We start from the raw sequence: 12,274 nt of genomic DNA, 5'->3' as shown, positions 1-12,274 counted from the left end.
CATTATCCTACACAAAACCGCTTCGCACTTTTGCTGGAAATGCTATAAGTTTGCATATCATGGAGAATGTCATGTCGAAGCACAAAGGTCCTGTCGATCCTGAAAGCTTGCCTTACCGCCCCTGTGTCGGACTTATGGTGCTCAACAAGACCGGTCTGGTCTGGGCTGGCCGTCGTATCGTCATTCCCGGCGACGAGATGGACGGCGCGACCCAGCTCTGGCAGATGCCGCAGGGCGGTATCGATAAGGGCGAGGAGCCGCTTGAGGCCGCTATCCGCGAACTTTACGAGGAAACCGGCATGAAGTCGGTATCACTGCTCGAAGAAGCGTCGGACTGGATCAATTACGACCTGCCGCGGCATCTGGTCGGCCAGGCGCTCAAGGGCAAGTATCGCGGCCAGACGCAGAAGTGGTTTGCCTATCGTTTCGAGGGCGACGAGAGCGAAATCGCCATCAATCCGCCGCCCGGCGGACACACCGCCGAGTTCGACCGCTGGGAATGGAAGCCGATGGTCGAGCTGCCGGAACTGATCGTTCCCTTCAAGCGCAAGGTCTACGAGGAAGTCGTCGCTGCTTTCCGGCATCTGGTAGCCTGATTTAACGGGGGAGGCGCTGGCACCCCCTTGTGCCGTCGCTCAACATATAGTCAACTCGCTTCAGGCGCACCGGACGGTTGCGTTTTGAGAGGGAGAAAAACGCATGGATGTTGGAAGTCTTCTCGTATTTCTTTTCGTCGGTCTTATCGCCGGTTGGCTGGCGGGCAAGGTCGTGCAGGGTGGCGGTTTCGGACTGATCGGCAATATCATCGTCGGCGTGATCGGCGCATTCTTTGCAGGCTGGTTGCTGCCGCGTCTCGGATTTTCCGTTGGTGGAGGGATGATTGCCTCGATCGTCAACGCCTTTATCGGCGCGGCCATCCTCCTGATTATCCTGCGCATCGTCAAACGCGCCTGACTTGTAAATATTCTTCTGAACAGGCCCGGCTTCCCGCAAGCCGGGTTTCTGCATTCCCAAGTTCAATCCCATGACACCGAATTCCAAACTTTCGCTCGGTCTTGTTCTCACTGCATCAGCCGGTTTCGTCGATGCGATTGCTTTCCTGCAACTGGGCGGTTTCTTCGCATCCTTCATGAGCGGCAACACCACGCAGCTTGGCACGGCGCTGGCCGGACAGCCCGGCCCGCAGGGTCTGGTCCTGGTCTGGTTTCCCGCGATCCTGATCGTGCTGTTCTTTTCCGGCGCCTTCTTCGGCACGCTTGCAGTGCGGGCCTACGGACGCTGGGGCAGTCTCTATGTGATGGCGAGCGTGGTGGCGATCCTGCTGCTGGTCGGCGTGCTGCGGCGCGAGGGTGCATTGCTGGTCCAGCCGGTGCTGCTGCTTGCCGCAGCCATGGGCGCGCAGAATGCTGCGGTGCAGCCTATCGGGGCTGCGCGTCTCGGCGTGACCTATGTGACCGGAACGCTCTTCAATGCTGCCGCCGACCTTGCCTGTTCGTTGCGTGGTGAGACGCCGAAATGGCGCTGGATGCAGCATGTGGCGGTCTGGCTGTCCCTGATGCTAGGCGCCGTCGGCGGCGGTCTCGGCCACTATTTCATCGGCCTTGACGCCTTGTTCGTTCCGGCTGCGATGATTGTCGGCGTCATGGTCGCCTATATGCGGCTCAATTGATTTAGCTGAAAAGCGATTTTTCGCTTTCCACCAGTTCGGAAATCAGGGCCGATATGGCGGTGACGCGCCTGAGCGTCCGGGCGGATTCATGATAGGCGAGCCAATAGGCACGGCGGATAACCCGATCCGGCAAAATGAGTACGAGATCGGGATCGGCGCGAGCGATGAAGGCGTGCAATATGCCGATACCGGCACCAGCCCGCACAGCCTCAACCTGTCCAAGCGCGCTCGACACTTCGAAGGCCGGTTTCCAATCGCGGCTGATTTCCGGCGCATAGGCCAGCGACGGGTTGATGACGAGATCCTCGACATAGCCGATCAGCCGGTGCCGGGCGAGTTCGTCAGTGTTTTCCGGCGTGCCGTTCGCTTCCAGATAGCTGCGATGCGCATAGAGACCGAGCGTATAATCGACGAGTCTGCGCGCAATCAGCCTGCCTTGTTCCGGACGTTCGACCGTAATCGCGATATCGGCTTCGCGTCGTGACAACGAAAACGAGCGCGGCACTGGAACAAGCTGGATGGTCAGGTCTGGATATTTCTGTGTCAGCCGCGCCAGCCGGGGCGCCAGGAAATTCACGCCGAACCCGTCCGGTGCGCCGATGCGCACCGTGCCGGATACCGCAATATCCGCATTGCCGACATGCGAGCGGGCAGAAAGCATTTCGGCTTCCATGCGCTCGGCGGCAAGCAGAAACTCCTCGCCAGCCTGTGTCAGCGTCGAGCCATTGGTGCGGCGGGTCAAAAGCGTGGTGGACAGAGCCGTTTCAAGCGCGGTCAGCCGCCGGGCAACCGTGGTGTGGTTCAGGCCGAGCCTTTTGGCCGCGCCCAAAATCTGGCCAGAGCGGGCAACAGCGAGGAATATGCGAATATCGTCCCAGTTCATGATGCTCTCTATCCATGCATGATCTTGCCCGAAACCCGCCCCCACACTTTTCGGGATCATGGTCTTTTGCTTGAACATGATCTTATCCGAAAACCGTTTCACACTTTTCGGGATCATGTTTCCATTACTATAAAATTTGCACAACGGATACGCTTTTCCGTGTCTTGCAATCAGGAATTTGCAGAGTCAAGATGGTGTCAACGGTGGGAGCCTTGTGGCTCCTCAAAGCGATCATCAGGGAGGTTCTTCGATGCGCAATATCGGACATTTCATCGGCGGCAAGCATGTGGCAGGCAAGAGCGGCCGCACGGCGGACGTCTTCCAGCCGCTCGACGGCTCGGTGCAGGGCAAGGTGGCACTGGCCACCAAGGAAGAAGTGCGTGCGGCTGTCGAAAACGCCAAGGCCGCACAACCAGCATGGGCAGCGACCAACCCGCAGCGCCGTGTTCGTATCCTGCGCAAGTTCATCGAACTGGTTGAAGCCGAATATGACAGCCTGGCCGAACTGCTGGCCCGCGAGCACGGCAAGACCATCGCCGACGCCAAGGGCGACATCCAGCGCGGCCTCGAAGTGGTGGAAGTCTGCCTTGGTGCGGCTCACATGCTGAAAGGCGAGTTCACCGACAATGCCGGTACGAACATCGACACCTATTCGATGCGCCAGCCGCTCGGCGTTGTTGCAGGCATCACGCCGTTCAACTTCCCGGCCATGATCCCGCTCTGGAAGGCCGGTCCGGCGATTGCTTGCGGCAATGCCTTCATCCTGAAGCCGTCCGAACGCGATCCGGGCGTACCGATGCGCCTTGCCGAACTGTTCATGGAAGCCGGCCTTCCGGCAGGCATCTTCAATGTGGTCAATGGCGACAAGGATTCGGTCGATGCACTGCTCGATGATCCGGATGTGCAGGCCATCGGCTTCGTCGGCTCCACGCCGATTGCCCAGTATATCTATGGTCGCGGCTGCTCGAACGGCAAGCGCGTGCAGTGCTTCGGTGGCGCCAAGAACCATATGCTCATCATGCCCGATGCCGACATGGACCAGACCGTCGATGCGCTGATCGGCGCGGGCTACGGTTCGGCTGGCGAACGCTGCATGGCGATCTCGGTTGCCGTCCCGGTCGGTGAAGACACCGCCAATCGCCTGATGGAAAAGCTCATTCCACGTGTTGAATCGCTGAAGATCGGCACCTCCACCGACAATTCCGCCGATTACGGCCCGCTGGTCACCAAGGCTGCACTTGATCGCGTGCGCGGCTATGTGGATCTCGGTGTTGAAGAAGGCGCGAAGCTGGTCGTCGATGGCCGTAACTTCAAGATGCAGGGCTATGAAGATGGCTTCTACATGGGTGGCTGCCTGTTCGACAACGTGACCAAGGACATGCGCATCTACAAGGAAGAAATCTTCGGTCCGGTTCTCTCGGTCGTACGTGCCAAGAACTACGAGGAAGCGCTGGCTCTGCCGAACGATCATGAATATGGCAATGGCGTTGCCATATTCACCCGTGACGGTGATGCGGCCCGCGATTTCGCCAGCCGCGTGCAGGTCGGCATGGTCGGTATCAATGTGCCGATCCCTGTTCCGATTGCTTACTACACCTTCGGCGGCTGGAAGGCTTCCGGCTTCGGCGATCTCAACCAGCACGGCCCGGATGCATTCCGCTTCTACACCAAGACCAAGACAGTCACCTCGCGCTGGCCGTCTGGTGTGAAAGATGGTGCGGAATTCGTCATTCCGACGATGAAGTAACCCCAGACGGTTCTTTGCTTGCGCGTCCTCGCTTCGCTGCGGGCGCGCGGCGTGGCGTAAAAGACGGTGCGGAATTCGTCATTCCGACGATGAAGTAACCCCAGACGATTCTTTGCTTGCGCGTCCTCGCTTCGCTGCGGGCGCGCGGCGTGGCGTAAAAGATGGTGCGGAATTCGTCATTCCGACGATGAAGTAATAGACCGCCTTACTGTCCCCCAAGCGAAACCCCGCCCTTGTGGCGGGGTTTTTGTTTCAGGGATGTGGCAACGGAAATCCGTGCCGCTCTGCAAGGGCCGCCAAAATCTTGTGCGGGTCGCTGATCAGCGAACGCTCTTCATGCCTCCCGGTCTCGAACGGGGAGCGGTCGCCATTCTTCAATATGAGCAAGGGCAGGTTTTGGTTGTCTTCGCCTGCCAGCTCTATGACGGCCTTGCGCGGACGCTGCCAGTCGACGTGCTCTATATCCAGCCGGTCTCCCAGTGCCGGAAAAGAAGCCAGAACACCCTCGATGAGAGCGCAATGCCAGCAATAGAAAAGCTGGTCGGGATAAGCCGGATCTTCAAAACCCGGTTTCAAGAGAAAAAGCTTGTCCTTACTCATGCCGTTTGTCCCGAGGCTGGAGCGAATTGCAAAAAGGATGATGCGTGGCGCAAAATCGCCAGCTTTAGAATAGATTTCCAAGTCAGACGCCCACAACAGACGTATAGCTTGATCTCGATTGTAAGAGCCTGTTCCAAAAGTCACCATGCCGGTTTGCAAATGGCAATTTCCTGCGTTCCGGTGCCCATGTACGTTAAGTACATTGCGCTCCGGTACTCGAAAATCACCATTTTCGCCACGGCCTGCCGCTTTTTGATTCAGGCTCCAAGAGGTCAACTTTTTCGCATCGCGCCCTAGCTTACAATTCTATCGTCTTCTTCTCTGTTTCAGGAGTTCCGTTCATGAGCGAAAAGATCAATCGCCGTATCGTGCTGGCATCGCGCCCGGAAGGTCGGCCGACCGCAGAAAACTTCCGGTTGGAGGAAGCGGCGATCCCGAGCCCCGGTGACGGCGAGGTTCTCCTGAGACTGCGCTATCTGTCGCTCGATCCCTATATGCGCGGGCGTATGAGCGCGGCCAAATCCTATGCTGCGCCCGTGGAAATCGGTGCGGTCATGGAAGGCGGCACGGTCGGTGAGGTTGTCGAAAGCAAAAGTGCGGGCTTTGCTCCGGGCGACTTCGTGCTTTCCTATTCCGGCTGGCAGGACTATGCGATCGCCGATGTCTCGACCTTGCGCAAGCTCGACCCGAAGGAAGCCCCTGTAACGACGGCGCTTGGTGTTCTCGGCATGCCGGGCTTTACCGCCTATTCCGGCCTGCTCACCATAGGCCAGCCGAAACCGGGCGAGACCGTCGTGGTTGCGGCGGCAACCGGTCCGGTCGGTTCTGCCGTCGGGCAGATTGCCCGGATGAAGGGCGCTCGCGTGGTCGGTATTGCCGGCGGAGCGGATAAATGCAAGGCGTTGATCGGTGAATTCGGTTTCGATGTGGCGATTGACCACCACAGCAAAAATTTCGCACAGGAACTGGCGCAGGCTTGCCCGAAGGGTATCGATGTTTATTTCGAGAATGTCGGCGGCAAGGTTTTCGAGGCGGTGTTTCCACTGTTGAACCAGTTTGCGCGTATGCCGGTCTGTGGCCTGATTGCGCAATATAATCAGAGCGGACCATTCGACGGACCTGACCGCCTTCCATTGGTAATGCGGGACATCCTGTCGAAAAGCCTGACCATACGTGGCTTCATCCAGCGTGATTTTGCCGACCAGAGACCGGCTTTCTACCATGACATGGTGAAGTGGATTGCCGACGGGCAGGTGCGTTATCGCGAAGACATTGTCGAAGGGCTTGAGAATGCGCCGGATGCCTTCATTTCTCTGCTGGAAGGCGGCAATTTCGGAAAGCTCATCATAAAGCTAGCCTGAACTCGCAATATTCTGCTTGCAGAACGGTCCTTTGGGCGTGATGCTGTGCCTGTCAATTTTATTCGACAGGCAGGCAGAGCATGGGCGAGCGCCAGCAGGCGGGCATAGGGGAAGGCGGCGGGCCGGGACGCGAGCGCCAGGAAGAGGCCCGGCGTATTCTCGACCGGCTCGAACGCGAACAGACCGGTGCCGAAGGCATTGTGCGGCGCGGGTTTTCCCGAACGGCGCATCATCTGGCCGCCGCCGACGCCCCCGAAAATGATCCTATCGAGCTTTGGGCCACGCGTGTCGGGCGCGGGCTCGGCTTCCTCATCACGCTGGCGATCATCGTCTGGCTCATTTTCTATCTCATGCAAAGCTAGGTACCCAATGACGCTTTCTGCGCCTTCGGATGCGACAACCGTTATTGTCATCTCAAGTCATGTCGTGCGCGGATCGGTCGGCAATCGCGCCGCCGTTTTCGCTTTGGAAACGCTGGGTTTTCCCGTATGGGCCGTGCCGACGGTGGTGCTGCCATGGCATCCGGGTCATGGGGTTCCAGGTGCTCCGGCCGGACGCATCGTGCCACCGGCGGAAGAGTTTTCGCGCCTGATGCAGGATCTTCAGCGCGCGCCGTGGCTTGGCGAGGTGGGCGCTGTCCTGACCGGCTATCTCGGCCATCCCGAGCAGGCGGCGGCCGTTGCCGAACTGGTCAAAGCAGTAAAGGTGAAAAATCCGGGGGCGGTCTATCTGTGCGATCCGGTCATCGGCGATGAAAAGGGGCTTTATGTGCCCGAAGCGACTGCCATGGGCATTCGCGATAAGCTTCTGCCGCTCGCTGATATCGCAACACCCAATCGCTTCGAGCTTTCCTGGCTGACCGGCGTGCCGCTGGAAGACAATAATGCCTTGATGGAAGCCGCGCTGGAGGCTGGACCGGCAACCATGCTGGTCACTTCGGCCTTTCCGCTGATGAACGGCAGTATCGGCAATATTCTGCTCACGCCGACCATGGCGCTGATGGCCGAACATCGCCGTGTCGATGGGCCGACCAACGGTCTCGGCGATCTGACCTCTGCCGTGTTTCTGGCGCGTCGCCTGTCCGGCATGGCGGAGGAAAAGATGCTGCAAAGCACGACTGCGGCAGTGTTCGAGATCATGGCGCGTTCGGCAAAGCGCGGGGCGGATGAGCTTATGCTGGAGGCCGATGCGTCGAGCCTCGCCACACCGATGGCCATGGTGCAGACGCGGCGGCTGATGCATCCAACCAAGGGGCTCCGCGCTTGACGCAGACCGCCACCGCGCTCGCTGGCGTTGATGGCTGCCCCGGCGGCTGGATCGCCGTGATCGGGGAGGGCGGGAGTTTGCGAGCGGAAGTGTTCGGCAGTTTCTCTGCATTAGCGGCGTCGCTTCCCGACGAGGCGATCATTGCCGTGGATATGCCGATCGGCTTGCCCGAAAAGGGCGTGCGTTCTGCGGAGCGCGCCGCGCGGGCGCATCTCGGTGAAAGACAGTCGAGCCTTTTTTCCATTCCGCCGCGTGCTGCCGTTTATGCGGAGGATTATCGCGAGAGCTGTTCCTTGTCGCTGGAACGAACCGATCCGCCGCGCAAGGTTTCCCGACAGGCTTTTGGGCTTTTCCCGAAAATTTGCGAACTCGATGCCCTGTTGCGCGGCGATGCCGGGCTTGCCGCGCGCGTCATCGAATCGCATCCAGAGCTCGCTTTTGCAGCATTGAATGGCATGAAGGCGATGTCCCTGCCGAAAAAGATCAAAAGCCGGATAAATCCCGCGGGTATGGCCGAGCGTCGGGCTTTGTTGCAGTGCTACGGATTGCCGGAGGATTTTTTGAAAAGTCCTGGTCCGCGTGGCGCCAAGGAGGATGATTTTCTCGACGCCTGCGCCATGTATCTCGTGGCTGGTCGTCATGCGCGCGGTGAAGCGTGTCCGCAACCCGACCATGTGGAACATGATGCTTTCGGTCTTCGCATGGCGATATGGGCTTGAGAAGCTTGCATGAAAAGCGAACGGGATCATGCGTCCAATTGGACGCAGCCCGTTCAGTGCATTTCGATTGATCTCGGTTTTCGATAGGGATATTGGAAAAATATGGTTGATCTTCCAGACTCACTTCTCGCCGGTTATCGAACCTTCATGCGCGAGCATTTTGCCCACGAAACTTCACGCTATCGCCATTTGGCCGACAAGGGACAATCGCCGGAAACGCTGGTTATCGCTTGCTGTGATTCACGTGCGGCTCCCGAAACCATCTTCAACACGGCGCCCGGCGAAATCTTCGTCCTGCGCAATGTTGCCAATCTCATCCCGCCCTACGAACCCGATGGCGAATATCATGCCGCTTCGGCAGCGCTGGAATTTGCGGTTCAGAGCCTCAAGGTGAAAAATATCGTCGTTATGGGCCACGGCCGTTGCGGCGGCATCAAGGCTGCGCTCGACACCGAAAGTGCGCCGCTTTCGCCGGGTGACTTCATCGGCAAATGGATGAGCCTCATCGCGCCTGCAGCCGAAGCTATCAGCGGCAACCAGCTCATGACGCAAACTGAACGCCAGACCGCGCTGGAGCGCATCTCGATCCGCTACTCCATCAACAATCTGCGCACATTCCCTTGCGTCGATATTCTGGAGAAGAAGGGCAAGCTTACCCTGCATGGTGCATGGTTCGATATTTCGACCGGCGAGCTATGGGTGATGGATCACCAGACCGGTGATTTCACGCGGCCTGACCCGGCCTGATCCAGGGCCTGTCCAGCTTTCAAAAACACTTCCTGAAACGGCTCCTCTCCGATCGAGAAGGGCCGTTTTGCCATATTTTGGACAACTGAAATCAGCGTTTTTGTCATCCAAACGCGAAAATTCGCAACAAAACATGCAAAAATAGCCCCGAAATTTGGGGCTATTCTGTGAAGCGTGAGGCTTTTCTGTGGCAATTCCAAAGCGAAATTGCGATTTCAGCCTTCTGCCGTTACTTGCCGTCGATCGCCTTGCCCATGACGGCTATGGCGCGCTGGTAGACCTGCGCGGCATTCCAGCCCTGGATGGCGCCGTAGTTCGGTTCGCCCGGCTGATAGCCTGCACCGCGCTGCCAGCCATGGCCGACGAGGAAGTTCGCGGTCGAATGGAGCGCGTCCGCCTTGTTGCGCAGGTCGAAATGGGCGCCGCCCGAACCGCTGACACCATACTTCAGGACGTTTGCCGGCATGAACTGGGTCTGGCCGACTTCACCGTGCATAGCGCCTACGGCCTGCGGGCTGAGATCGCCCTGATCGACAAGCTTGAGAGCGGCGTAAAGCTGGCCGGTGAAGTAGTCGGAACGGCGGCAGTCATAGGCCAGCGTCGCAACGGCGGATACCGTGTTCTGCTTGCCGAGATAGGACCCGAAACCGGTTTCCATGCCCCATATTGCGAGCAGCGGGCCGGCTGGAACGCCGTAGCGCTTTTCGATTGCCGCGAAGAGAGCAGCGTTCTGCTGCTTCTGCGCACGACCGCGCTTGATGATCGTATCCGCACCGCGCTTCTTCATGAAATCTTCGAAGGAGAGCTTGAAGCTCTTCTGATTGCGATCGGCATTGATGGTCGCCTGCGCATATTTGGTGTTGGCCAGCGCATTGAGGCCCGCCTTGCCAACGCCGCGCGACGGCGCTTCCTTCAGAGTCTGCTGGAGCCAGGCATTATAACCGGCGGCGTTATTGCCGCACTGGGCTGCCTCGGCAATGCCCGTTCCCGTCATCATGCCCATTGCAAGAACTGCTGCTGCGGTCCAAGACCGGCCCTTGGCAACCAATGCCATTCGTTTCTCCTTTGGAGTGATTCGACCTCAACGCGAATTTGCCATTCCTTACACCAAATGTCATGCGGCAACGGCAAAGCGTGCAGAGGCAGGTGCGGAATGCCGCGTTTACAAGCATTTTTGCGCAAAAACAGCAAGCTTTAGTTGGCTCCCAAACGGCGAATGAAATTTTTCGCTTGGAAGCTGTGGCTTTCATATCTATTGCTAGCACGTGTACTGGTAAAAAAACTTTACCACCATTGCATAGTTGTGTTTCAACATTCGCGACATTGACGGGGAGGACGCCACATGTCGAACGGATTTCTTGCGCTATTTGCGTTTTTGCCAATTCTCGTAGCCGGCGTCATGCTGGTTGGATTTCGTATTCAGGCCCGCATTGCGATGCCGGTGACCTATGTGCTGACTGTGGTTATCGCCATGGCGATCTGGGGCATGAGCGGCAACCGGGTCATCGCCTCGACCATTCAGGGGCTGATCCAGACGGCAGGACTGCTCTGGATTATTTTCGGGGCGATTCTGCTTCTCAACACCCTTAAATATTCGGGCGGCATTTCTGCGATCCGCTCCGGTTTTGCCCAGATCAGCCCGGACCGCCGCATTCAGGTGTTCCTGATAGCCTGGCTGTTCGGTTCGTTTATCGAAGGTGCCTCCGGTTTCGGCACACCTGCCGCCGTCGTGGCGCCGCTGATGGTGGCTGTGGGGTTTCCGGCGCTTGCCGCCGTTACTTTCGGATTGATCATCCAGTCCACACCGGTATCGTTCGGTGCTGTCGGCACGCCGCTCATCGTCGGTGTCCAGTCGGGTCTCAATCGCGAGGCGCTGACGGCGCAATTGCAGGGCGCGGGATCAAGCTGGGAGCAGTTCTTCCACATCATCACATCGGAAGTGGCCATCCTGCACGCAATCTGCGGCACGTTCATGCCGTTGTTCCTCGTGGTCATCATGACCCGTTTCTTCGGACGCAACCGCTCCTGGACGGAAGGCCTGGCCATTCTACCCTTTGCGCTGTTTGCGGCCTTCTCTTTCACCATTCCTTATGTATTGAGTGCGGTTTTCCTCGGCGCAGAATTTCCGTCCATGATCGGCGGTCTGGTCGGGCTTGCGCTGGCGACATTTGCGGCGCGCGGCGGCTTTCTCATGCCGAAGCAAATCTGGGATTTCCCGCCTGCTGCCGAATGGCCTGCAGGTTGGGTCGGCAGTGTCCAGATCAAGCTCGATGAGCTGACCTCGAAGAAGATCCCGCTTGTGTTGGCGTGGACACCATACATTCTGCTGGCGATCTTTCTGGTGGTCAGCCGCACGTTCCCGTCCGTGGGCAATGCGCTGAAGTCGATCACTTTCGTTGCCAAGGACATCATGGGCGAAACCGGGATAGGTGGTGATTTCACGCCGCTTTTCCTGCCCGGCGGTCTTCTGGTCATCGTTTGTGTGGTCACCTTCTTCCTGCATCGCATGAATGGCGGACAGTTTGCCAAGGCGTTTGGAGAAAGCACAAAGACGCTGGTGGGCGCAGGTTTCGTGCTCCTGTTCACCGTGCCGATGGTGCGCGTCATGATCAATTCCGGCGTCAACGGCAAGGATCTGGTCAGCATGCCGCTGATGGTCGCCGACTGGGTGGCCGTGGAAGTCGGAAATGTCTATCCGTTCTTTGCTCCATCCGTGGGTGCGCTGGGTGCGTTCCTTGCCGGGTCGAACACGGTGTCGAACCTCATGCTCAGCCAGTTCCAGTATGGTGTGGCGGAAGGGCTCGGCATCTCCGGTGCGCTGATGGTTGCCGGTCAGTCGGTGGGTGCGGCGGCTGGCAACATGATCGCAATCCACAACGTTGTGGCCGCATCGGCTACGGTCGGCTTGCTGGGCCGGGAGGGTACAACCTTGCGCATGACCATCATTCCCACGATCTATTATGTGGTTCTGGCGGGAACGTTGCTGATGATCGGTCTTTATGTGCTTGGTATCGGCGATCCGCTTGCCGGTATGGCCATGCAATAACAGGATAGGAAAATGTGCCGGCCCCGAATTTAAACCGGGGCCGGTTTCACTGTGTTTTGGGCCTTTTGCTTGACATTGGGGGCTGATCGCCTTAAAGCCAGCTCCAATCTATCCGCGATCTTCAGAACGCGAGCCACCGACCGGGACCCATTTGGTATAAAGAGATCCCGGAGGTCCACATCCGACAGCGCGATGCGCCCTCGGGTGCTGTATCGCTTTGGTTGCTTCTTGAACTG

Annotated in this window: 13 protein-coding genes and 1 pseudogene; 11 read left to right on the top strand and 3 right to left on the bottom strand. The window is 58.4% G+C overall.

Features of this window, described 5'->3' with window-relative positions; all coding sequences use genetic code 11:
- Positions 1-71: 71 nt before the first annotated feature.
- From MKS82_RS12195 to MKS82_RS12185, 3 genes are all read left to right on the top strand, one after another.
- Positions 72-596, top strand: coding sequence for an RNA pyrophosphohydrolase (locus tag MKS82_RS12195; protein ID WP_109988950.1), 525 nt, complete (start codon positions 72-74; stop codon positions 594-596).
- Positions 597-699: 103 nt separating this feature from the next.
- Positions 700-954 carry a GlsB/YeaQ/YmgE family stress response membrane protein gene (locus MKS82_RS12190; RefSeq protein WP_012091232.1) on the top strand — a complete coding sequence of 85 codons (255 nt, stop codon included), beginning with the start codon at positions 700-702 and terminating at the stop codon, positions 952-954.
- Between the two features lie 70 nt (positions 955-1,024).
- A complete protein-coding gene (locus MKS82_RS12185; RefSeq protein ID WP_109988951.1) occupies positions 1,025-1,669 on the top strand; it encodes a YoaK family protein in 645 nt (214 codons plus the stop codon).
- A gap of 1 nt (position 1,670) precedes the next feature.
- Here MKS82_RS12185 and MKS82_RS12180 read toward each other — a convergent pair whose 3' ends face one another.
- Positions 1,671-2,552, bottom strand: a complete 882-nt coding sequence (locus tag MKS82_RS12180) for a LysR family transcriptional regulator (protein ID WP_109988978.1) — start codon at positions 2,550-2,552, stop codon at positions 1,671-1,673.
- Positions 2,553-2,802: 250 nt separating this feature from the next.
- On the opposite strand from MKS82_RS12180, the gene MKS82_RS12175 reads away from it, so the two are divergent.
- Entirely contained in the window at positions 2,803-4,299 is a 1,497-nt protein-coding gene (locus MKS82_RS12175; RefSeq protein WP_176038576.1) for a CoA-acylating methylmalonate-semialdehyde dehydrogenase, read from the top strand.
- Between the two features lie 252 nt (positions 4,300-4,551).
- Here MKS82_RS12175 and MKS82_RS12170 read toward each other — a convergent pair whose 3' ends face one another.
- Positions 4,552-4,899 carry a DUF3088 domain-containing protein gene (locus MKS82_RS12170; protein WP_109988979.1) on the bottom strand — a complete coding sequence of 116 codons (348 nt, stop codon included), beginning with the start codon at positions 4,897-4,899 and terminating at the stop codon, positions 4,552-4,554.
- Positions 4,900-5,058: 159 nt separating this feature from the next.
- Here MKS82_RS12170 and MKS82_RS12165 point away from each other — a divergent pair.
- The 6 genes and pseudogenes from MKS82_RS12165 to MKS82_RS12140 form a co-directional block, all read left to right on the top strand.
- Positions 5,059-5,169: pseudogene (locus tag MKS82_RS12165) on the top strand (flagellar basal body P-ring protein FlgI); the annotation flags it as partial.
- A 71-nt stretch (positions 5,170-5,240) separates the two neighbouring features.
- Entirely contained in the window at positions 5,241-6,260 is a 1,020-nt protein-coding gene (locus MKS82_RS12160) for an NADP-dependent oxidoreductase (protein WP_109988953.1), read from the top strand.
- Between the two features lie 80 nt (positions 6,261-6,340).
- Complete coding sequence (locus MKS82_RS12155; RefSeq protein ID WP_061347943.1) at positions 6,341-6,622, top strand: hypothetical protein; 282 nt, start codon at positions 6,341-6,343, stop codon at positions 6,620-6,622.
- 7 nt (positions 6,623-6,629) lie between these two features.
- On the top strand, positions 6,630-7,526 hold the full coding sequence (gene pdxY / locus MKS82_RS12150) for a pyridoxal kinase PdxY (RefSeq protein ID WP_109988954.1): 897 nt from the start codon (positions 6,630-6,632) through the stop codon (positions 7,524-7,526).
- Positions 7,523-8,245, top strand: a complete 723-nt coding sequence (locus tag MKS82_RS12145; RefSeq protein WP_109988955.1) for a DUF429 domain-containing protein — start codon at positions 7,523-7,525, stop codon at positions 8,243-8,245. The genes pdxY and MKS82_RS12145 overlap by 4 nt, the downstream gene beginning before the upstream one ends.
- Positions 8,246-8,347: 102 nt before the next feature.
- Positions 8,348-8,992 (top strand): carbonic anhydrase, encoded by a 645-nt coding sequence (locus MKS82_RS12140; protein ID WP_109988956.1) that lies wholly within the window; start codon positions 8,348-8,350, stop codon positions 8,990-8,992.
- A 229-nt stretch (positions 8,993-9,221) separates the two neighbouring features.
- Here the strand turns inward: MKS82_RS12140 and MKS82_RS12135 are convergent, their stop codons facing one another.
- Positions 9,222-10,046, bottom strand: a complete 825-nt coding sequence (locus tag MKS82_RS12135) for a lytic murein transglycosylase (RefSeq protein WP_109988957.1) — start codon at positions 10,044-10,046, stop codon at positions 9,222-9,224.
- Positions 10,047-10,334: 288 nt separating this feature from the next.
- Here MKS82_RS12135 and MKS82_RS12130 point away from each other — a divergent pair, with 288 nt between their 5' ends.
- On the top strand, positions 10,335-12,038 hold the full coding sequence (locus MKS82_RS12130) for an L-lactate permease (RefSeq protein WP_109988959.1): 1,704 nt from the start codon (positions 10,335-10,337) through the stop codon (positions 12,036-12,038).
- Positions 12,039-12,274 lie beyond the last annotated feature (236 nt).

Source organism: Ochrobactrum sp. A-1 (assembly GCF_022488005.1).
Lineage (GTDB): Bacteria > Pseudomonadota > Alphaproteobacteria > Rhizobiales > Rhizobiaceae > Brucella.
Note: the sequence above shows the minus strand (reverse complement) of the source record. Positions and strands in the feature narration are given on the sequence as shown.